Annotated in this window: 22 protein-coding genes and 1 pseudogene; 3 read left to right on the top strand and 20 right to left on the bottom strand. The window is 65.1% G+C overall.

What is annotated here, in order from left to right; genetic code table 11:
- Positions 1-106: 106 nt before the first annotated feature.
- Entirely contained in the window at positions 107-556 is a 450-nt protein-coding gene (locus tag AN936_RS00210) for a hypothetical protein (RefSeq protein WP_054586385.1), read from the bottom strand.
- 7 nt (positions 557-563) lie between these two features.
- Complete coding sequence (locus AN936_RS00205; RefSeq protein ID WP_054586384.1) at positions 564-2156, bottom strand: helicase HerA-like domain-containing protein; 1593 nt, start codon at positions 2154-2156, stop codon at positions 564-566.
- A 260-nt stretch (positions 2157-2416) separates the two neighbouring features.
- Here AN936_RS00205 and AN936_RS00200 point away from each other — a divergent pair, with 260 nt between their 5' ends.
- Entirely contained in the window at positions 2417-4693 is a 2277-nt protein-coding gene (locus AN936_RS00200; RefSeq protein ID WP_054586383.1) for a TonB-dependent receptor, read from the top strand.
- A gap of 103 nt (positions 4694-4796) precedes the next feature.
- Here the strand turns inward: AN936_RS00200 and AN936_RS00195 are convergent, their stop codons facing one another.
- Positions 4797-6194, bottom strand: coding sequence for a methyltransferase family protein (locus AN936_RS00195; protein ID WP_149037753.1), 1398 nt, complete (start codon positions 6192-6194; stop codon positions 4797-4799).
- A gap of 241 nt (positions 6195-6435) precedes the next feature.
- On the opposite strand from AN936_RS00195, the gene AN936_RS00190 reads away from it, so the two are divergent.
- Positions 6436-7638 (top strand): M23 family metallopeptidase, encoded by a 1203-nt coding sequence (locus tag AN936_RS00190; protein ID WP_054586382.1) that lies wholly within the window; start codon positions 6436-6438, stop codon positions 7636-7638.
- Between the two features lies 1 nt (position 7639).
- Complete coding sequence (locus AN936_RS00185; protein WP_054586381.1) at positions 7640-8038, top strand: bactofilin family protein; 399 nt, start codon at positions 7640-7642, stop codon at positions 8036-8038.
- A gap of 213 nt (positions 8039-8251) precedes the next feature.
- Here the strand turns inward: AN936_RS00185 and AN936_RS23900 are convergent, their stop codons facing one another.
- The 17 genes and pseudogenes from AN936_RS23900 to AN936_RS00110 form a co-directional block, all read right to left on the bottom strand.
- The gene (locus AN936_RS23900) at positions 8252-8386 is read right to left on the bottom strand and encodes an entericidin A/B family lipoprotein (RefSeq protein ID WP_084758081.1); all 135 of its coding nucleotides are present in this window, start codon (positions 8384-8386) and stop codon (positions 8252-8254) included.
- A gap of 155 nt (positions 8387-8541) precedes the next feature.
- A complete protein-coding gene (locus tag AN936_RS00180; RefSeq protein WP_054586380.1) occupies positions 8542-9315 on the bottom strand; it encodes a hypothetical protein in 774 nt (257 codons plus the stop codon).
- Positions 9316-9415: 100 nt separating this feature from the next.
- Positions 9416-11728, bottom strand: a complete 2313-nt coding sequence (locus AN936_RS00175; RefSeq protein ID WP_054586379.1) for a S9 family peptidase — start codon at positions 11726-11728, stop codon at positions 9416-9418.
- Between the two features lie 165 nt (positions 11729-11893).
- Complete coding sequence (locus AN936_RS00170; RefSeq protein WP_201782950.1) at positions 11894-12547, bottom strand: glutathione S-transferase family protein; 654 nt, start codon at positions 12545-12547, stop codon at positions 11894-11896.
- A complete protein-coding gene (locus AN936_RS00165; protein WP_054586378.1) occupies positions 12547-12999 on the bottom strand; it encodes a hypothetical protein in 453 nt (150 codons plus the stop codon). Before AN936_RS00165 ends, AN936_RS00170 begins: the two co-directional genes overlap by 1 nt.
- A complete protein-coding gene (locus AN936_RS00160; RefSeq protein ID WP_054586377.1) occupies positions 12986-13483 on the bottom strand; it encodes a VOC family protein in 498 nt (165 codons plus the stop codon). Before AN936_RS00160 ends, AN936_RS00165 begins: the two co-directional genes overlap by 14 nt.
- A 14-nt stretch (positions 13484-13497) precedes the next feature.
- Positions 13498-14208 (bottom strand): DUF899 family protein, encoded by a 711-nt coding sequence (locus AN936_RS00155; protein ID WP_054586376.1) that lies wholly within the window; start codon positions 14206-14208, stop codon positions 13498-13500.
- A 35-nt stretch (positions 14209-14243) separates the two neighbouring features.
- Complete coding sequence (locus tag AN936_RS00150) at positions 14244-15038, bottom strand: VOC family protein (RefSeq protein WP_054586375.1); 795 nt, start codon at positions 15036-15038, stop codon at positions 14244-14246.
- The gene (locus AN936_RS00145; RefSeq protein WP_054586374.1) at positions 15035-15760 is read right to left on the bottom strand and encodes a DUF899 family protein; all 726 of its coding nucleotides are present in this window, start codon (positions 15758-15760) and stop codon (positions 15035-15037) included. The genes AN936_RS00150 and AN936_RS00145 overlap by 4 nt, the downstream gene beginning before the upstream one ends.
- 31 nt (positions 15761-15791) lie before the next feature.
- Entirely contained in the window at positions 15792-16334 is a 543-nt protein-coding gene (locus AN936_RS00140) for a GFA family protein (protein ID WP_054586373.1), read from the bottom strand.
- A 155-nt stretch (positions 16335-16489) separates the two neighbouring features.
- On the bottom strand, positions 16490-16894 hold the full coding sequence (locus tag AN936_RS25350; RefSeq protein WP_335337320.1) for a DUF1428 domain-containing protein: 405 nt from the start codon (positions 16892-16894) through the stop codon (positions 16490-16492).
- 18 nt (positions 16895-16912) lie between these two features.
- Positions 16913-17209: pseudogene (locus AN936_RS25345) on the bottom strand (DUF1428 domain-containing protein); the annotation flags it as partial.
- A gap of 32 nt (positions 17210-17241) precedes the next feature.
- Positions 17242-17916: a glutathione S-transferase family protein gene (locus AN936_RS00130; protein ID WP_054586371.1), complete on the bottom strand. Its 675-nt coding sequence runs from the start codon at positions 17914-17916 to the stop codon at positions 17242-17244.
- Positions 17917-17940: 24 nt separating this feature from the next.
- The gene (locus AN936_RS00125; RefSeq protein ID WP_054586370.1) at positions 17941-18615 is read right to left on the bottom strand and encodes a glutathione S-transferase family protein; all 675 of its coding nucleotides are present in this window, start codon (positions 18613-18615) and stop codon (positions 17941-17943) included.
- Between the two features lie 2 nt (positions 18616-18617).
- On the bottom strand, positions 18618-18836 hold the full coding sequence (locus AN936_RS00120) for a DUF4287 domain-containing protein (protein ID WP_054586369.1): 219 nt from the start codon (positions 18834-18836) through the stop codon (positions 18618-18620).
- Positions 18833-19249 carry a DoxX family protein gene (locus AN936_RS00115; RefSeq protein ID WP_054586368.1) on the bottom strand — a complete coding sequence of 139 codons (417 nt, stop codon included), beginning with the start codon at positions 19247-19249 and terminating at the stop codon, positions 18833-18835. Before AN936_RS00115 ends, AN936_RS00120 begins: the two co-directional genes overlap by 4 nt.
- 23 nt (positions 19250-19272) lie before the next feature.
- Positions 19273-19716, bottom strand: a complete 444-nt coding sequence (locus AN936_RS00110; RefSeq protein ID WP_054586367.1) for a VOC family protein — start codon at positions 19714-19716, stop codon at positions 19273-19275.
- Positions 19717-19752: the final 36 nt, after the last annotated feature.

Below are 19752 nucleotides of genomic sequence, written 5' to 3'. Positions count from 1 at the left end.
CTGCCGCGATTCGGCGCATTTGTCGAGCGGATAGAAGCAGAAGTTCGTCCATCTCCTCATCATCCCGGACTTGATCCGGGATGATGATTAAGGAGGTAGCCGCTTTTCAGGCGATCTGCGGCGCCCCCGCCGGCATCGCATTCGCCCATTCGGCCCGCGCCTTGTGGATCATCGCCTTCAGCGCGTCGGCATGCCTCTGCCACGCGGCCGCTGTCGCGTCATCCCAAGCAGCGCCTGCGGCGGCACCGAGTTCGGCGACCGTCATATCGATAAAGGCGTCATATTCGGCGATCGGCAGCGCGCCATAGCTGCGATGCGTGAACACCAGTTCGGCGACCAGCGGCCAGACCCACGCCTCGCCCTTCGCCAGCCCGAAGATCATCTGCAGCGTCTCATCGGTCATCCGCCGCGATGCGGCATCGACCGAAATGAAGCTCGCGCGCCGTTCGGGATAAGCGGCGAAGAAGCGCTCGAACAGCACGTGACGGATGTCGATGCCGGCATCGGCGACCGCAATCAGCGCGGCCTCCATCAGCGCGGCATCGCCCCCGGTCATCGCGCGCTCACTTGAACAGGCTGCCCAATATCCCGCGCATCAACTGGCCGCCGAACTTGCCGGCGACCTGCCGGCCAAGGTTGGTCGCCGCCGAGCGCGCTGCCGATTGCACCATCTTTTCGGCGAAACTCGGCTTCGCCGCCTCGCGCGCCGCCGCCTTTTCCTGCCGGAGCCGCTCCTTCTCCTCGGCGACCTTGCGCTTCGCTTCTTCTTTTGCAGCGATCGCCGCCTGCTTGTCGGCTTCGGCCTGCGCCTTCGCTTCGACCGCCGCCGCCTGGGCCTGCTCGGCCTTGGCGGCGAGCAGTTCCTCGGCGCTTTCGCGGTCGACGACGGTATCATACTTGCCCTCGACCGGCGAAATCGACTTGATGATCGCGCGCTCCTTCAATTCGAGCGGGCCGGCGCGCGAGCAGGGCGGCTTGATCAAAGTGCGCTCGACCGGCGACGGCGCGCCGTCGGCCATCAGCAGCGACACCAGCGCCTCACCGACCTTCAATTCGGTGATCTCGCGCGCGACATCGACCTTGGGGTTGGGGCGGAAAGTGTCGGCGGCCGCCTTGACCGCCTTCTGGTCGCGCGGGGTGAAGGCGCGCAGCGCGTGCTGGACGCGATTGCCGAGTTGGCCCGCCACATCCTCGGGAATGTCGATCGGGTTCTGGGTGACGAAATAGACGCCGACCCCTTTCGAACGGATCAGGCGCACGACCTGTTCGATCTTTTCGGCGAGCGCGGGCGGCGCGTCGTCGAACAGCAGGTGCGCTTCGTCGAAAAAGAAGACCAGCTTCGGCTTGTCGGGATCGCCGACCTCGGGAAGCGTCTCGAACATCTCCGAAAGCAGCCAGAGCAGGAAGGTCGCGTAAAGCTTGGGGCTCGCCATCAGCTTGTCGGCGGCGAGGATATTCACATAGCCGCGGCCATTCTCGTCGGTGCGGATCATGTCCATGATGTCGAGCGCGGGCTCGCCAAAGAAATGATCGCCGCCCTGGCTTTCGAGCGTCAGCAATTGCCGCTGGATCGTCCCGACGGTCGCTTTCGACACATTGCCATATTTGGTCGTCAGCTCGTCGGCATTCTCGGCGCACCAGGCGAGCATCGCCTGCAGGTCGCCCATGTCGAGCAGCAGCAGATTCTGTTCGTCGGCAACACGAAAGGCAATTGCGAGCACGCCTTCCTGTACCTCGTTGAGCCCCATCAGCCGCGCCAGCAGCAGCGGTCCCATTTCCGAGATCGTCGTGCGGATCGGATGGCCCTGTTCGCCGAATAGGTCCCAGAAGATCACCGGATTTTCGCGATACGCCCACTCGCTGTCGCCGATCTCGGCCGCGCGCGCGGCGAAAATCTCGTGCATCTTCGACGTCGGGCTGCCCGCCATCGCCATGCCGGCGAGGTCGCCCTTTACATCGGCGACGAACACCGGGACGCCGACTGCCGAAAATCCCTCGGCCAATCCTTGCAACGTCACCGTCTTGCCGGTGCCCGTCGCACCGGCGATCAGCCCGTGGCGGTTCGCGCGCTTCAGGACCAGCGACTGGCGCGGCCCGTCCTTTGCGCCGCCGCCACCGAGGCCGATATAGATTTCACCTGCTGCGCCGTCGCTCACTTCGCTTTCCTCCGCTCGGGAACCTGCCCTCGGTCTAGAGTGGAGAGGCAGGAAATCAAGCGACCAGCACGCGCCCGCGGCGGGGTGTCACCGCCCCATTTGCCCATATTTGCCGCAAAAGTGCAGCAATTGCGCAACACTGCTGACATGAACGTCAGCCGCAAGAGCTTCCGCAATTGACCCGGCCCGCGCCGCACGCCAACGGGCAAATCGTTTTTAACGTCTCTCCCATCGTCAACTCTGTTTCAGGAAGCTTGCCCATGCGCCACTTTCCTTCCGCTACTGCTATAGCCCCCGTTCTGGTCGCGCTCGCCGCCGCCGGCTGGGCAGCCCCCGCCGCCGCACAGGACGCGTCCGCCGCACCCGTCGCCGAAGACAGCGGCCTCGGCGACATCATCGTCACCGCGCAGCGCCGCGAGGAAAGCCTGCAGGACGTGCCGGTTTCGGTCAGCGTGCTGTCGGGCGGTACGCTTGATGCCATCACCTCGTCGGGCAGCGACGTGCGCGTGCTCGCGGGCCGCGTCCCCAGCCTGAACATCGAAAGCTCGTTCGGCCGCACCTTCCCGCGCTTCTATATCCGCGGGCTCGGCAACACCGACTTCGACCTCAACGCGTCGCAGCCGGTCAGCCTCGTCTATGACGACGTCGTGCTCGAAAACCCGATCCTCAAGGGCTTCCCGATCTTCGACCTCGACCGCGTCGAAGTGCTGCGCGGACCGCAGGGCACGCTATTCGGCCGCAACACCCCCGCCGGCATCGTCAAGTTCGACACCGTCAAGCCCGGCAAGACCGGCGGCTATGCGCGCGTCAGCTATGGCCGTTACGGCAACAGCCAGGTCGAAGTCGCGGCGGGCGCCGCCGACGACAGCGGCTTCTCGGTCCGCCTCTCGGGCCTCTACCAGCACCGCGACGACTGGGTCGACAATATCGCGACGACGAAGAGCAAGGACCTCGGCGGCTATGACGACATCGCCGCGCGCCTCCAGCTCCAGTATGAAAGCGGCCCCTTCACCGGCCGCCTGACCGGTCAGGTCCGCGTCTACGACGGCTCGGCGATCATCTTCCGCGCCAACACGCAGGTTCCGGGCAGCAACAAGCTGGTCGGCCTCGGCGGCGCCGGCACGAAATTCGAGCGTGACAAGGTGTGGCAGGACGGGCTCAACTTCCAGAAGCTCAACACCTATAATGTCGGGTTGAACCTCGAATATGATTTCGGGCCGGTCACCGCTTACTCGATCACCTCCTACTGGAACGGCAATTTCCGGAGCCGCGGCGACATCGACGGCGGCTTCGGCGCCGTGTTCCTGCCCGAATCGGGTCCCGGCCTGATCCCGTTCCAGGCGCAGAGCCAGGACAATGTGCCGAGCCTCGACCAGTTCACGCAGGAAATCCGCATCGCGTCGAACAACAGCGGCGGGCTCGGCTATCAGTTCGGCGCCTTCTACTTCAACGAAGACCTCGACATCTCGAGCTTCGAGTTCGGCGGCCCGACCGACGCGACTCCCTCCGCAATCGCGGTGCAGCGCCAGGAAAGCGAAGCCTATGGCATCTTCGGTTCGGTCAACTATGCGTTCGACAACGGGCTGAAGCTGCAGGCCGGCGCGCGTTACAACCATGACACGCGCGATTTCGTCGCGTCGCGTCCGGTCGAAACGCGCCCGATCTTCGTCGTCAACCCGAACACGCCAGTTCCGCCGCAGGCCGCCACGGTCAAGGGCAAGCTGCTGACGTGGGACGCCAGCGCGACCTGGGAAGCGACCGACGGCTTCAACATCTATGCGCGCGTCGCGCGCGGCTATCGCGCGCCGTCGGTGCAGGGCCGCCTGACCTTCTCGCGCGTCATCTCGACCGCCGATCAGGAAGAGACGATGTCGTATGAGGCCGGGATCAAGACCAGCTTCCTCGACAACCGCGTCCGCTTCAACCTGACCGGCTATTATTTCGACACTAAGGACCTGCAGCTCACCGCGGTCGGCGGCACGTCGAACGTCGCCAGCCTGCTCAATGTCGATGCCAAGGGCCATGGCATCGAGGCCGAACTGCAGGCGGCCCCGGCAACGGGGCTGACCTTCTCGGTTGGCGGCGCGTGGAACATCGCCAAGATCGACGATGCCAATGCCTTCGTCGCAGGTTGCGGTTCGGCGACGCCGTGCACCGTGCTCGACCCGCAGCGCCCCGGCAGCCCCGGCATCTATTCGATCGACGGCAACCAGTTGCCGCAGTCGCCGAAATGGACGGTGAACTGGACCGCGGGTTATGAATTCCCGGTCGGCAATGGCGCGATCTATGCGTTCACCGACTGGTATTACCGCTCGAAGATCCAGTTCTTCCTCTATCAGTCGGTCGAATTCTCGGACGACAAGCTGCTCGAGGGCGGGCTGCGCGTCGGTTATCGCACCGACCGCTTCGACATCGCGGGCTTCGTGCGCAACATCACCAACGATGCGTCGCCGACCGGCGGCATCGATTTCAACAACATCACCAGCTACGTCAACGAACCCCGCATCTGGGGCGTCGAGGCGGGCGTGAAGTTCTGATGCAAAAATGCCGCGACGATCGGGCCGGACAGTCCGGCCGATCGAAGCGATTTAAAAAAAGGGGCGCGCTGCCATCGCAGCGCGCCCCTTTTTTCGGGTCGGGTCAGGCGACCGGGCCGACGCGCGGGTCGGGTTCCAGCCGGATCAGCGGCTGCGTCCGGCCAGCGAGCTTCGCGAACAGGCGCGGGACGAAAGCATGGCTCTGCGCCCAGCTCCAATAGGCCTGATAGGCCGGATCGGCGAGGAGGTGCTTTTCCTCGGTCTTCGCACGCCAGTAATAGACGCCGCTGACCAGCCCGAGCAGGATGACGTTGCGCGCCGCCTCGACCCAGCCGCCGGTGGTGACGAGGAAAGGCATCGACCCGACCCACCAGCTCAGATTCTTCGAAATATAGGCGGGGTGCCGCGTGAAGCTGTACGGCCCGTGCGTAATGACCCCACGATGCGTCAGGTTGGAAAAGCGGATGCCGAACGCCATCGTCGCCCAGGCGTAGATCGAGATGAGACCGACGAGCACGACGCCCCAGATCGCTATCAGCGTGTCATGGCCCTGCAGCCAGTAACCCCAGTCCGAACCGCCGACCTGATAGTCGAGCGGACCGCCGTTCATCAGGATGAAGGGCGGATAGCAGATCAGCGCCGCGACCCACGCCATGCCATAGGGGTTCGCCGTCCGGATGTGCGAATCAAGCGGCTTCATCGTCAGGATATAGCCGACCGTCGCGATATGGACGTCGACGAGGTAGAGGAGGTTGATCGTCCACAGCCCGACAGTGAGCGGATTCGCCAGCACCTCGCTCATCGGCACCGCGACGAGCGACGAGAAATTGCCCGGCACGATCGACAGCATGAAGGCGGTGAAAAAGCCCTTCACCGTCCACGCGCGCAGATGATGCCAGATTGCGCGGCTATCGACCGGTTGTCCTGGCGCGATCAGCCAGCGGCCGAATTGCCAGCAGCCATCACGCGGTTCGACCATCCGGCGGTCGAGCCACAGCATATAGACGACCGATACGGCGAGCAGCCACGGCGCGACGCGTTCGAGCAGATCCATCGAAAAGGCGTAATTGCCCTCCCAATAATAGCGCATCGTTGCGTAGGTGAGCGCGATCAGCGCCCAGGTCGCCCACAGGCCCGCCAGCTTGGTAAGACTGATGTCGATGGTTTCACGCCACGGCCGACGCAGCGACCAGTCGATTCCGGTCGATGGATTGCGGTGTACCTTGTCGACGAAAACCGACCACAACACCATCGGCAGACCGCAGGCGAGCACGCTCGCGATCGCCGAATTGGGACCGTCCATCGGCCCGCGCTCGCCCCAGTCGACGCCAAGGAAACCCGCGATCTCGGGCGCGTAACGCGCGAGGATCAAATAGGAAAACAGCCCGAGCAGGCCGACGATCCCGACCCCGGCGCTGACCGCCGAGCGCGGCCGCACAGGACTGACGGCGGGCAGAACGGAGGCGGGATTGCCGCCACCTGAAGGGGTAAGGCTGGACATCTGGTTCACGCCGTACCCCTAACCAAAAATGGTAAGCAAGCCGTCAATATTACCGCGCGATTCGCAAGCGATTTTCTGCCAAAATGGCGGTATTTGCCGCATCTGGCACCGTTCACCGCGAGTCATGTTCGACTCGGCGCGAGTCGCGCCGCAAAGATTCGCGCGGCTGCTTCTGCGCTGTTAAGGGCGCCATCAAGTCGGGGCGGAGGGCTCCACAAGAACACCAAGATGGGGTCGCCACTTGTCTTCGTTATCGACGGGTCTGCGCCAGTGGCGCGAGCGCGTTTCCGCGCTGTTTCAGGACCATGAAATCTTCATTCGCACGCACGGTCATGTGCGGTTCCTGCGCGTCAGCGCGGTCTGGCAAAAGCGCGTCGCGCTAATCGCCGGGCTCGTCCTGCTCGCCTGGGCCGGTGCTACACTCGCCGTCCTCGTCAACCAGTTGCTCAGCTCGGGCGAACGCGCCGAAGTTGCGCAGAAGCAGGCCGCAGCCGCTGCGGCCGAGGCGCGCATCGCCAAATATCGCGATCGCGTCGCCGAGACGGCCGCCGACCTCGAAGAGCGGCAGAACCAGCTCGACGAATGGCAGAAGAGCTATTTCGGCGACGAGCCCGCGATCCCGGGCGAAGCCGCGGCAACCGGTGCCGATGCGAAACCCGCGCCGCTTAAGACCAGCGCCATCGACCCCAACCTGCCGCCCGAAGCGCAGGCGCTGGCGCGGATCGAAGCGCGGCAGGAAGCCTTTTCGGCCCGCCTGCTCGCTGCTGTCACCGCGCGCGCCGCCAAGGCCGAAAGCGCGGTTGCCAAGCTCGGCCTCGACCCCGCTTCACTTGTGCGCAGCGCTGCGGCCGGCCGCGGTGGTCCTTTCATTCCCTATCGAAATCGGCTCGGCCGTGCGGGTGAACTCGGCAAGGGCTTCGCGGCGCTCGAAGGCGCGCTGTTCCGCATGGAAGTGCTCGAACGCACGCTCGTCGCCGTGCCCTCGGGCAAGCCCGCCAATGTGCTGATGCTCTCGTCGAGCTACGGCTATCGCAGCGATCCGTTTACGGGCGCCGGCGCGATGCATTCGGGGCTCGATTTCCCGGGCCCGCTCGGCAGCCCGATCCTCGCCGCCGCGCCCGGCAAGGTCGTTTTCGTCGGCCAGAAGTCGGGTTACGGCAATGTCGTCGAAGTCGATCATGGTCAGGGCATCCTGACCCGCTACGCCCATCTTTCGGGTTTCACGACGCGGGTCGGCAGCGCGGTTGCCGCGGGCCAGCAGATCGCTAAAATGGGTTCGACCGGCCGCTCGACCGGCAGTCACCTGCATTTCGAAGTCCGTCTGAACGGCGCCGCGGTCAATCCGCGCCGCTTCCTGGAGGCCAAAGCCGATGTTCTCGAAGTCAAAGCCGACGCACGACAGCGAGTCGGCGCCCTCGCAGCCGGCACCGGCGGTGCCCGCTAAGATGGCGACCGGCGCCCGTCATACGACCTTTTCGATCCTCGGGTCGGACGTCGTCGTCACCGGCAACGTTGCCGCCAGCGTCGACCTGCACGTCGATGGCAAGATCGACGGCGACCTGAAATGCGCCAACCTCGTCCAGGGCGAGGCGAGCGAGATCAAGGGCGCGGTGGTCGCCGAGACTGCCAAGATCGCGGGGCTGCTCGACGGATCGATCGAGGCGAAGACGCTGATCGTTCATGCGACCGCACGGATCACCGGCGACGTGATCTACGAAAACATCACGATTGAAAATGGCGGCAAGGTCGACGGCAAGCTCAGCCACCGCCGCCATGGCGCAGGCGCCGCGAAAGCGCCGCCGCCGCTGGAAGTGGTCGAGAACAAGTCGTCGGTGGGGATCTGATGGCATGGCTGCCTGAACGGCAACTTTGGGTGGAGAGCTGCCATTCCATATTCGTCGCCCGAAGGCGCCGCTGGCAGCATTGAGCAAGGCCGATGGCGGCCCCCGCCTTCGCGGGGGCGACGGTTCTAAATTTATGTCCGCTACCGGCTGGTTCCGGACGATCCGTCCCGCGGCTGCGCCGCAGGGGGACGCCGAAATCAAAGGGTCGTGACTCTAGCAGTTGCCCTTCACTCCGTCCGCACATTCTCCGGCCGATTCAACGTCTTTTCCGGCGCCTTCGATCGTGTTGCAAGCAGACAGAAGCAACATCGAGCCGCTAATTGCGAAAATTGTCAGAAGCTTTTTCATCGTCTCTCTCCGACGGCGAGGGCGAACAACCCTCCATTTGAGGTCGAATATTTTGGCAACGGCTGTTCGCAACGATTGTTCCGTTGCACCGGCGTCACGCTAGCCCAAGCGTTCGAAATGACGGCTGGAGAGATGAAGGGGCGTAGCGACGCTATTCAGTCGAGCGTCACGAAGCGCGCCATATCGTCGCGCGTCAGATAGCGGACGTCGTCGAACGGGGTGCTGTTGGTCAGCGCATAGAATTGGCGCGCTTTCTCGGGGGCCATGCCCATTTCGCGGTAGAGCCCCAGATATTCGGCATGGACCGGATCGTTTGCCGGATAATCCCTTGCCTCGCGGCCATATTCGTCGGCCCAGCTATGGACGCCGAATTCGGCGTCGGGGGCGGCGCTGCGTTTGGCGCCGGCGAGCCACAGTTCGACCGCGCCCGACCGCACCGATCCGCCCGCGGGGACGACGGTTTCGATTCCGGCGCGGCGGATCGCACGCGCGAGAATCAGATTGGATTCCTCGTCGAGGCTGCCGGGGCAGTCGACCATCTCCAGCCGCCGGATCGTCGGGAAGGCGGCGAGCATCGCGGCGAACTGGCGCGGCGTCGCGCCGTCGACATCGCCAGCCATGCGAACGGTCGAACCGTCGATCACCGCAAAGGGACCGAAATGCGCCTTGGCGTGGCCGAGCGTCGCCAGCGCGGCGCTGGGTGCGTAGCGGCGGGTTGCACCGAGATCGGCGTCGCTCGCCAGCGCCTCGTCGCCCAGCAGCGCTTCGTCCTCATCGATGGCGTTGCCGTCATCGGCGTCATCATAGCTCCACGTCACCGTCGTCGTGGTGACGGTGAACGCCTGCTCTGCATGCACCGGTGCGAACGCGATCACCGCCGCGAACAGCGCGGCGATCAGCGTGCGGACAATGGCGCTCGGCGAAACCATGCTGCCGCCTTCGCGCGCGCGGCGCTACCAAATGGCAAAGCGGCAATGTCAGCGGCGCGTTAACCGCATTATGGGACGCCCCTTATTGGCACCGCGGCCGTCACTCGAACGGCATCATGGGATAGTCCGCGGGGGGTTCTTTTCCAAGGAGCTCGCGCGAGAAGAAGTCCCAGCTCCGCCGGAAGAAATAGGGGAAGGCGACGATCGGGTGATCCGAATTGGGGATGATCAGCAGTTCGAAATCCTTGTTCGCCTTGATCAGCGCATCGGCCAGCCGCAGCGAATTGAGCGGCGGGACATTGCCGTCGAGTTCGCCATGCACGATCATCAGCTTGCCGGTCAGTTTGGGCGCCCAGGTGATGTTGGAATTGGCGTCCCAGAACGGCCCGGGCTCGCTGCCCATCCATTGTTCGTTCCACCACGCCTTGTCGAGGCGGTTGTCCTGAACCCCGGCGCCGGTCAGCCCGACCTTGTAGAAATCGGGCCGCTCGGTCAGCGCGCGCACCGCGTCATAGCCCCCGGCCGAATAGCCGTAGATGCCGACCCGCGAGACGTCCATCCACGGATTTTTCGCCGCCATTGCCCGGATCGCCGCAATATGGTCGTCGAGACCGACGGCGTGGAGATTGCGGAAGGCGGGCTGCTGGAAGGCGCGCGAGCGGCCTGCCGTACCGCGCCCGTCGACGATGACGCCGATCGCGCCGATCTGCGCGTGCGCGTTGATGAAACGTTTGGTCATCGCGGCCTCGAACGACTTGGGGCTGTTCGCGACGATGTGCGGGCCGGTATAGATTTCCTCGATGATCGGGTAGGATTTCGCCGGGTCGAAGCTCGCGGGCTTGAAGATCGATCCATAGATTTTCGTCTTGCCGTCGGCAGCGAGCGCCTCGAATGGTTCGGGCAGATGATAGCCGGCGGCAAGATAGGCGCTGATATCGGCGCGGCCGAGTTCCTTGACGATCGCGCCGTCGCTGACGCGGCGCAGCACCGATCGCGTCGGCTCGTTGATCAGCGACATATTGTCGACGAAATAACGGCCGTCGGGCGAAACCGAGACATCGTGATCGAGCGGTTCCGGGGTCAGGAGCTTCGGCGTGCCGCCATTTCGCGACACGGCGTAAAGTTTGCGCAGATAGGGATCTTGCCCCGCTTCGCGCCCGGTGCCGATGACGAGCAGATGCCCGGCGGCATTGTCGATGCCCGCGACCTCGCGGGAGACCCAGGCGCCCTTGGTCAGCTGTCGCTGCGCCCCCGTGCGCTGATCGATCCCGTACAGGTTGAAATAGCCGGTCTTGTCGGACGTCCAGTAGAGCGTGTCGCCCTTTTTGTCATAGCCCCAATATTGGCTCCAGTTATCGACATAGGTTTTCGATCGGTCGTCGGCGAGGAGTTTCGCGGTGCCGCTGGCCGCATCGACGCGATAGAATTCGACCTTTTTATAACCCCGCTCGACCAGGCGCGCGAACACCGCCCGGCCATCGGCGCTCCATTCATAGGCAGGGCCGTAATAATAAAGCACCGGATCGGGGGGCAGCGTCATCGTGGTGCGCGCGCCAGTCGCGACATCGAAGAACAGGCCGGTAGCGGTCGGCACCTCGGCATCGCCGGGCAGCGGATAGACATAGTCGAACACCCGCGGCGGCGCACCGCCCGGCGGCGTCGACTGGACCAGCGCCAGCCGCCGCGCGCCGTCCAGATTCAGGCGGAAGGTCGCGATGCGCCGCGAATCGGGCGACCAGGTCAGGATTGGCGGCACTGCGGGATTCTGCGTTCCCTGCGCGACCATGATGCTCGGATCGATCACCGGCGTGGCATAGGGCGCGTCGGGGGTGCCGTCGGTGGTCAGCTGTTTTTCGCTGCCGTCCGCCGCCGAAATCACGAACAGATTGCCGTTACGGACGACGGCGCGCCACTGTCCGTCGGGCGATTCGATGCCGCGCTCGGCAGGGTCTATATCCGCCGTCAGCGCGCCCGCGGCAGGATCATATCGCCACCGTTTTCCGGCGTGGCTGAAGTGAAGTGTGCCGTCCTTCTCGTCGACCGTCAGTCCGATGAGCCTGAGATTCTTGCGCGCAAGCGGCTTGCCCGCGGCTCCGGCCAGGGCCTTGATCAGCGCGTCATGGTCGAACAGCGGCTGGACGCTATCTCCCGCGGCATCGACCAGCACATATTCGCGGCCGTCGCGGGTCTGTTTCTCGAACCAGAAGCGCGACGTTTCGCCGATCCAGTGCGGCTGTACGCTCATCCCGGGAATCAGCTTGCCGATATGCGGGCGCAAGAGCGCGTCGCCATGGGCATAGGCGGCAGCGGGAACCTGCTCCGCCGCCACCTCGGTCCGGGCAAAAGCCGGCGACGCGCTGACGCACGCCGCAGATGCCAACATCATCGCCGCGACCATCGACAGGCGCATCATCGCATAATCTCCCCAATTGGTATTTCGTATACGATTATGCAACGAGTGCGGCGTTTGGTCAACTGCCGGATATCGGCGCCGCGCGCACCTGCCCAGCCGCCCCGCTATTCTGCCGGCATGCCTAACGAAGAAAGCGGGCCCGGAACCGCCCGGCAGTGTGACCGATCAATCGCGGTCGGGCGCGCCGAGCGGGAAATAGGCGCGATACGGCCGCGCCTCCTCGACGCAGCGTGCGATCGACGGATGCGCGAGCAGGCGGGCGCGATAGGCGCACAGATTCTCAAGGGCTTCGGGGATCGGATGCACCCAGTCAGCGTAAAAGAGCGACGGTCCCGCCGCGCAATCGGCAAGACTGAAGCCGTAGGGCGTCGCCCAGCCGCCGCCCGCCAGTTCCTTGTCGAGCCAGCCATAGACGGTTTCGAGCGCCGCCTTCGACTGGTCGACGATCATCGGCACATGATTGTCGGGGCCGCGGATCGCATCGGCGACCACCGCCTGCATCCGGCCCATCACATGATTGTCGAAGACGCGGTCGAACAATCGCACCTTCAGCGCCGCGTCGAACTCTGCCGGGATCAGCCGCGGTTCGGGGACCAGATGGTCGAGATATTCGATGATGATCGACGATTCGAAATAGGGCGTGCCGTCATGGACGATCAGCGGGAACTGGCCGACCGGCCAATGCGCCCTGAGTTCGGGCATATGATCGGGAAAGGCGGGGTCGACCGAGCGATAGTCGAAATCGATCCCCTTCTCGTAAAGCGCGATCAGCGCCTTCCAGGTGTAGGAGGAAAAGGGGTGGCCATAGAAGCTCAGCATCAGCGGGCGTCCTTGCGGGTCAGCCAGGCGCATGGCCAGCCGACGAAGAAGATATGCGGGAAGAGCGCGACCGCGCCCTTGACGAGGTCGACGGGCGGAAAGGGCGAGCCGAAGCGCAGCGGCAGCACGATCCCGTTCATGATGTAATAGAGGAGCAGGCCATAAAGGGTGCCGGTCAGCCACCATGGCCACGCCGTCAGCGCCGTCCAGCGCCGCGCGACGAAGAACCACACCGCGACCATCGCGCCCATGATCGCATAATGGGTCGCGAGACCGGTGAGTGCGCCGCCGATCCCCCAGTCGCCGGCGCCGTCGCCGAACGGACCCTTGGCGACGCCGCGGAGCATGCCGCCGACCGTGCCGCCCGCGAGCACGCTCCACACCGCCGCATAGACGATGTCGAGCGTGCCGCAGAGGGCCCATGCGAAGAGCGCCGGGCTACGCCGCGCCAACTTTTTCGCCCCGGATCGCGGCTTCGATCGTCGCGATGTCGATCTTCTTCATCGCCATCATCGCCTCGGATGCGCGCTTGGCGGCATCCTTGTCGGGGTTGGTCATCACGTCGGTCAGGACGCGCGGGGTGATCTGCCAGTTGACGCCCCATTTGTCCTTGCACCAGCCGCACATGTTTTCGGCGCCGCCGTTATCGACGATCGCGTTCCACAGCCGGTCGGTTTCCTCCTGCGTGTCGGTGTGAACCTGGAAGGAAAAGGCCTCGTTATGCTGGAAGGCAGGGCCGCCGTTGAGGCCGATGCACGGAAAGCCGAGCACGGTGAAGTCGACGGTCAGCACGTCGCCCTCCTTGCCGCTCGGGTTGTCGCCGGGCGCGCGGTGGGTAGCGCCAACCTTGCTGTCGGGAAAGGTGGCCGCATAGAAGTTCGCCGCTTCCTCGGCGTCCTTGTCGTACCACAGGCACAGCGTCGCTTTATTCGTCATCGTTTCTCTCCTCTTCAGTCGTCGTAGCTCAGGCTGGGGTACCAGTCGGTTCCGCGGCCCTCGGGGGTCAGGTCGAGCAGGTTCCACAGCGAATTGGGGTCGGGCGCGCCGTGCGGGTCCTGCCCCGGGTCGGCGATTTCGGGGCCGCCCTCGACGCTCCAGAAATGGCGGATCGTCCCGTCACGCCGGGTGAAGACGCTGTACCCCGCCATGTCGTCGTCGCGGGTCTCGCCGATATAATCCTGCCAGAAATCACCGCTCGGGTCCGAATAGAGCTTCAGATGATCCCAGCCCTGTTCGCGCGCAAAGGCGGCGAGGCGCGGATAGGGCGAGCGGGCGACGACCGCGAAACCGATCCGTTGTTCGAGATGCGGCACCTCGGGGTCCCAGTTCGCGACCGTCGCGGTGCACATCGGGCACGCCTGCTTGCGTTCGGGGCCGTACATCATGCCATAGACGAACAGCGTGTCGTGGCCGCCGAACAATTCGGCAAGGCCGACCTCACCCTCGGCGCCGACGAAGCGATAGTCATGCGTCACCGCGCCACCGGGGGGCAGCGCGCGCCGCTGCGCCGCGACGCGCGCGAGGTGGCGGCGCAGCTCGATCTCCTCGACCAGCAGCGCATCGCGCGCGGCGCGATATTCGGCGCTCTCGTTCGGCAGCGGCCGGCGCGTGCTACGCCGGACCAGCTCTTCCGCGGGTACGAGTTTCGGGTTGTCGGTCATCTCGGCTTTCCTTTCTGCCCCCCGGAGTTTTCGCCCTATTTGCGCGGGCCGACGAGGCCGAAGGAGGCGCCCTGCGGGTCGATGCCATTCATCGCATATTCGCCGCCCGGAATTTCCATCGGTTCGTTGGTGACGGTGCCGCCGTTCGCGGTCACCGCGGCGTGCGCGCGGTCGATGTCGTCGACGCCGATGTAGAAGCTCCAGATCGGGGCGGGATAGCCCTCCAGCAATGGCATCACCGCGCCCAGCCCGACGTCGCCGCGCTGGATGAAGCGATAGGTGCCATGCTCGCCCATCGGCATCTCGCCTTCCTGACCCCAGCCGAAATGCTTCTTGTAAAAGGCGATGGCGGCGTCGGGATCGCTCGTCGCCAGCTCGTTCCAGCGCATATGCTGCGCCTCGGTCACCGAAAAGACGTCGCTTTCCATCCCCTCCATGCCCGGCGGCGGCACGGGATCCATGATATAGAAGGGCGCGCCCTGCGGGTCGGTGACCATCGCGATGCGCCCGACCGGGATGTCCATCGCGCTCATCTGGACGCTGCCGCCGTCGGTCTCGATCGCCGCGACCGCCGCATCGACGTCCGCGACATGCAGATAGCCGAGCCAGATCGGCCGTGCGCCGCCCGCGAGCATGTCGGCATTGAGCCCGAGCACCCCACCGGCATTGCCGCCGTCGCTGCGCCCGATCATGCGATAATCGACCCCGCCCGCGGTTGCCTCGCCCTGCGCCGCGATGGTCCAGCCGACCACCGCGCCGTAAAAGCTTGCCGCACCGGCGGGGTCGCTCGTCATCAGCTCGTACCAGATGAAATTCGCAGCTTCGCTCATTGCTTTCCTCCTTCGACGGTCGGAAAATAATCCCCGCGACCTTCGGGGGTCATGTCGAGCAGCCCCCACAGCGCGTCGACGAGGTCGCCCGCGCGGTGGTGCTGGCCGGGATCCTCGGGCGCGAACGCCATCTCGCTGCCCCAGTGATGCCGGATGGTGTCGCCGTCCTTGCGGAAGACGTTGAAGATCGTTTCGTCCCATTCCTCGCCGGGCCCGAGCTTGCGGTCGGCGCGCATCGACGGCGGGAATTTGCGCGTGTCACCGAAATAATCGGCCGAATAGCGCGTGGTGACGTCGGACAGAAAGGTCAGATGTTTCCAGCCGCGCACCCGCGCCCATTCGACCAGCCGGGCGATCGGCGACTTGGCGACGACATAGAGCGGGGTGCGGTCGTCGACATAGCGGGCGCCGCCGTCGATCGAATCGAGCATATGCGTGCAGCCCGAACAGGGGACGTCGCGCTCGGGCCCGAACATGAAGCTTTGCAGGATGATGCTTTGCTTGTCCCCGAACAGCTCGGACAATCGCACCGTCTCGGGGCGCTGGAACTTGCCGATCCGTTCGAAGACATAATCCTCGGGGATCTCGCCGCCGGGCGGCAGGGCGCGCCGCTGCGCCGCGACCGCCTCGATCTGGCGGCGGAGCGCGATCTCGGCTTCGAGCAGCGCGTTGCGCGCCGCGCGATAGTCCGCGCTCTCGTTGGGATAGCTCACATGATCCATCATCTCTCTCCTTCGGCCGCCGCTACCCGCCTCAGCCCGCGGTCCTTTCGATCGGCGGGGCGCGAAAACCCATCGCGATCCACGCGGTCAGCAGCCTCCACATGAACTTGCCCGAGGGGGTCCGGTAATTGGGGATATCGTCCGGTAGCTCGACGCCCGAAGGCCGGTCGCCGACGATCGTCCGCATCTCGGGCGCCGGGCGCTCGCCCTCGGGAAGCCGCGCCGAATAGACGCTCAGCCAATGCCCCTTGGTGAATTCGAGCGCGACCGGCGCGTTGCAGCATTGCGCCACGAAACGCCGCGTCGGCGAATCGGGGGTCAGCCGATGCTCCTGCAACTGCTGTGAACCCGTTTGCCACACGAGCCGGTCCTTGCGCATCAGCACATAGGGCGTCCCGCCGTCGGCGCCGACCACCGGCGCGGCGCCGGGAAGCGCCGCGAAGGCCGCGCCCGCCCGCTGGCAGCTCTGGCAGTAACAGGTCGCCGCGACGATCGGCTTGCCGACGAGTTCCAGCGTCACCGCGCCGCACTGGCATGCTGCGATGCGCTTTCCTCTGTCTTGTCCGCCGGTCATCGGGTCTCTCCTATTGATCCTCCCTGCCGCGAAGCGGTGGGGAGGGGGACCATCCGGAGGATGGTGGAGGGGCGGCAACATCGCGCCACGGCCCCTCCGTCAGCGGCTCTGCCGCTGCCACCTCCCCATGGCTTCGCTACAGGGAGGATTCGGCCTTACGCCATCACGATCGGCTCGAAGCCGCCATAGATCATGCGCTTGCCGTCGAAGGTCTGGTCGCTGGGATCATGCTGCATCCGCTCGTCCTTCATCATCTTTTCCCAGCCGGCGGTGCGCGTTTCCTTGTCGGGCCATTCGACCCAGCTGAACACGACGGTCTCGCCGTCCTGCTTGTGCGCGGCGCGGTTGAAGTCGGTGACCTTGCCGTCGGACACATCGTCGCCCCACGCCTCGACGACGCGCGTCGCGCCATAGTCGCGGAACACCTGCGACGCCTTTTGCGCCATCGCGCGATAGGCTTCCTTGTTGCCGTCGGGGACGGGCACGACATAGCCGTCGGCATAGCCGGTGCTGCCCTCGGCGCGGTCGTCGACGATCGATTCGAAGCCGCCGACGATCATGCGCTTGCCGTCGAACGGCATCTCGCCGCCCATCGCCGCCATGCGCGGGTCGCTCATCATCTTTTCGGTCGCGGCGTCGCGCGTCGCCTTGTCGGGATATTCGAACCAGCTGAACACGACGGTCTCGTCGGGTTTCGCCTGCACCGCGCCCTTGAAGTCGTTGACCTTGCCGTCGGGCACGTCGTCGCCCCAGCATTCGACCATCCGCGCGACGCCGAATTCCTTGAACAGCGGCGCCGCGTCGGCGGCATGCTTGCGATATGCTTCCTTGTTGGCGGTCGGTACTGCGACCACAAATCCTTCTACATAGGTCATCGTCTCTCTCCTTGGGGGCGGAAATCGGGGGATCAGGCGGCGGGCGGTCCCGCTTCTTCGCTGAACGCGGCAAGCTGCGCATCGAGCGCGCGCCGGAAGGCGGGCCGTGCAAGGCATCGGTCGAGATACGCCTGCAACCGCGGCTGCTCGGCGATCAGCCCGGCCTCGACCCCTTCGCGCAGCACCGTCGCCATCGCGATATCGGCGACGGTGAATGCGCCTGTGAGATAATGTTTGTCGCCGATCGCATCGTCGAGGCGGCCGAGCCGGCCCTGGATGAACTCGATCAGGCTGGGGCGGCGCAGCTTCGCCCATTCCTCGTCCTTCGCGAAGATGTCGACATTGCCGAGTTCGAACAGCATCGGTTCGACACTGTTATAGGCGGCGAACAGCCAGGCGAGCGTGTTGGCGCGCCCCTGCGGGTCGCGCGGCAGCAGCCGTTCGTCCTTTTCGGCGAGGTGGAGCAGGATCGCGCCGCTTTCGAACAGGCGGACGCCGCCGTCGTTCAGCACCGGCACCTGCCCCCACGGCTGGAACAGGAAATGGTCGGCAGGGCGGTTGATCGCGCTGATCAGATGTTCGGCATAATCGAGTCCGATTTCCTCGCACGCCCAGCGCGGGCGCAGGTCGCGGACATAGCCGCGGGCGAAATCGGGGACCCAGTCGAAGGCGGTGACTTCGAGTTTGCTGTCGGGGTTCACGGGCATGGCGGCATCTCCTCGGTTGGGGGTTCAGGCAGGCAGCGGTTCGCCGACCGCGCAGTCGGCCAGATGCGCCGCCATGGCGCTCTGAAAGGCCGGGCGGGCTTTGCCGCGCGCGACATAGGCGGTCAGATTGGGATGCGGCGCCAGCAATTCGGGATTTGCGTTGCGGAGCACGTCGATCATCACGATGTCGCCGATCGAAAAATGCTCCTCCAGCCAGTCGCGGTCGCCGAGCGCCTGCGACAAGCGGGACAATCGCTGTTCGGCAAAGGGTTTCGCGGCGTCGATGGCACCGGCCAGCCAGTCGGTGCCCTGTCCCTTGACGGTCAGCACGACCAGCGTCTGGATCATCGGTTCGACGCTGTTGAGCGCGGCGATCATCCAGCTGATCGCGCGCCCGCGCCCTTTGGCATCGCGCGGCAACAGACGCCCGTCGGCGTCGCCGATGTGGATCAGGATCGACCCTGTTTCGAACAGGGTCAGATCGCCGTCCTTATAGACCGGAACCTGTCCGAACGGTTGGTCGTGAAGATAGGCCGGTGCCTTGTCCTCGAAAATGCCGCCGATCAGCCGTGTGCGATAGGGCTGGCCGATTTCGTCGAGCGCCCAGCGGACGCGGATGTCCTTGATCCGGCCATAGGCAAAATCCGGCACCGACCGGTAGGCGGTGATTTCGGGAACGGCTTCGGTCGGGGCGGACATGATCAGTTCCTCTTCCCTTTGATATAGGCGACGATCGACATCGCGTGGCCGTGGCCCAGATCGAAGTCGCGCTTCAGCCAGTCGACAATCGCGGTGGCCTTGACGCCCGGCGCGAGGCCGCCGTCGTCGGCGAGGCCCTTGTCGATCGCGATGGCCTTCAGTTCGGCGGCCGATTTGCCGGTCTTCGCTTCGACATTGTCGAGATAGGCCTGAAAGCTCATGCGCCGGCTCCTGCCCTGAGCGGGATCAGCGCGCGGACGCGCGGGTCGCGCAGCCACAGCCCGCCCCACAGCATCACGCCGAGGTAGACCCCGAACAGGATATGGCTGAACAGCGGGCTGCCGATGCGGACATGGGTGGCGACCGCGCCGCCGAGATAGGCGGTGATCAGGATCGCGCCGAGGATCGCGGTGCGCGGCCAGATATAGAGCAAAGTCGGGATCAGCAGCAGCAGCCCCAGCATCGTCATCGTCGGCACGTCGAGCGGCCATCCGAGATCGGGCGGGCTGTATTTGATCGCCGTTTCGGGCGACACCAGCTTGAGCCCGGCGTCTAAGAGGAGGAAGGCGATGACGAGGCCGCTGAGTACGCGTCCGGCGATCACCGCCTTTTTCGAGGGGAGAGCTTCGGTCATCACCTTCCTCCTGTCGGCTATGGTCAGGCTTCGGCTGCGGCGGGGAATTCGCCGCTGGCTGCCGCGGGATCCATCCACATCACTTCCCAGATATGGCCGTCGGGATCTTCGTAGCTGCGGCCGTACATGAAGCCATAATCCTGCGTCGGGGTCGGGTCGCCCTTGCCGCCTGCGGCAACCGCCTTGTCGACCAGCGCGTCGACATCCGCACGGCTGTCGGCCGAGATGCAGAGCAGCACCTGCGCCGTCGTCCGGGCGTCGGGGATCGCCTTCGACGTGAAGGTCGCCCATTTTTCGTGGGTCAGCAGCATGACGTGGATCGACCCTTCGGCGACCACCATGCACGCGGCGGTCTCGTCGGTAAAGGCGGGGTTGTTGGCCGCGCCGACGGCTTCGTAAAAGGCCTTCGAAGTGTCGAGATCGGTGACCGGCAGGTTCACGAAAATCATCTTGGGGGCATGGGACATGGGGAACTTCCTCTCTTCTCTCTTCTTGGGGGGGGG

It is taken from the genome of Sphingopyxis macrogoltabida (assembly GCF_001307295.1).
Taxonomy (GTDB): Bacteria; Pseudomonadota; Alphaproteobacteria; order Sphingomonadales; family Sphingomonadaceae; genus Sphingopyxis; species Sphingopyxis macrogoltabida_B.
This window is presented reverse-complemented; position numbering and strand designations above follow the sequence as displayed.

Coding starts and splice junctions, on each gene's coding strand:
- AN936_RS00145 (WP_054586374.1), bottom strand. CDS start 15,760: ATGGATCATGTGAGCTATCCCAACGAGAGCGCGGACTATCGCGCGGCG.
- AN936_RS00195 (WP_149037753.1), bottom strand. CDS start 6,194: ATGTCCAGCCTTACCCCTTCAGGTGGCGGCAATCCCGCCTCCGTTCTG.
- AN936_RS25350 (WP_335337320.1), bottom strand. CDS start 16,894: ATGATCGTCGGCGGCTTCGAATCGATCGTCGACGACCGCGCCGAGGGC.
- AN936_RS00130 (WP_054586371.1), bottom strand. CDS start 17,916: ATGCCCGTGAACCCCGACAGCAAACTCGAAGTCACCGCCTTCGACTGG.
- AN936_RS00210 (WP_054586385.1), bottom strand. CDS start 556: ATGACCGGGGGCGATGCCGCGCTGATGGAGGCCGCGCTGATTGCGGTC.
- AN936_RS00140 (WP_054586373.1), bottom strand. CDS start 16,334: ATGACCGGCGGACAAGACAGAGGAAAGCGCATCGCAGCATGCCAGTGC.
- AN936_RS23900 (WP_084758081.1), bottom strand. CDS start 8,386: ATGAAAAAGCTTCTGACAATTTTCGCAATTAGCGGCTCGATGTTGCTT.
- AN936_RS00150 (WP_054586375.1), bottom strand. CDS start 15,038: ATGAGCGAAGCTGCGAATTTCATCTGGTACGAGCTGATGACGAGCGAC.
- AN936_RS00160 (WP_054586377.1), bottom strand. CDS start 13,483: ATGACGAATAAAGCGACGCTGTGCCTGTGGTACGACAAGGACGCCGAG.
- AN936_RS00115 (WP_054586368.1), bottom strand. CDS start 19,249: ATGACCGAAGCTCTCCCCTCGAAAAAGGCGGTGATCGCCGGACGCGTA.
- AN936_RS00120 (WP_054586369.1), bottom strand. CDS start 18,836: ATGAGCTTTCAGGCCTATCTCGACAATGTCGAAGCGAAGACCGGCAAA.
- AN936_RS00155 (WP_054586376.1), bottom strand. CDS start 14,208: ATGACCGACAACCCGAAACTCGTACCCGCGGAAGAGCTGGTCCGGCGT.
- AN936_RS00110 (WP_054586367.1), bottom strand. CDS start 19,716: ATGTCCCATGCCCCCAAGATGATTTTCGTGAACCTGCCGGTCACCGAT.
- AN936_RS00180 (WP_054586380.1), bottom strand. CDS start 9,315: ATGGTTTCGCCGAGCGCCATTGTCCGCACGCTGATCGCCGCGCTGTTC.
- AN936_RS00125 (WP_054586370.1), bottom strand. CDS start 18,615: ATGTCCGCCCCGACCGAAGCCGTTCCCGAAATCACCGCCTACCGGTCG.
- AN936_RS00175 (WP_054586379.1), bottom strand. CDS start 11,728: ATGATGCGCCTGTCGATGGTCGCGGCGATGATGTTGGCATCTGCGGCG.
- AN936_RS00185 (WP_054586381.1), top strand. CDS start 7,640: ATGGCGACCGGCGCCCGTCATACGACCTTTTCGATCCTCGGGTCGGAC.
- AN936_RS00170 (WP_201782950.1), bottom strand. CDS start 12,547: ATGCTGAGCTTCTATGGCCACCCCTTTTCCTCCTACACCTGGAAGGCG.
- AN936_RS00200 (WP_054586383.1), top strand. CDS start 2,417: ATGCGCCACTTTCCTTCCGCTACTGCTATAGCCCCCGTTCTGGTCGCG.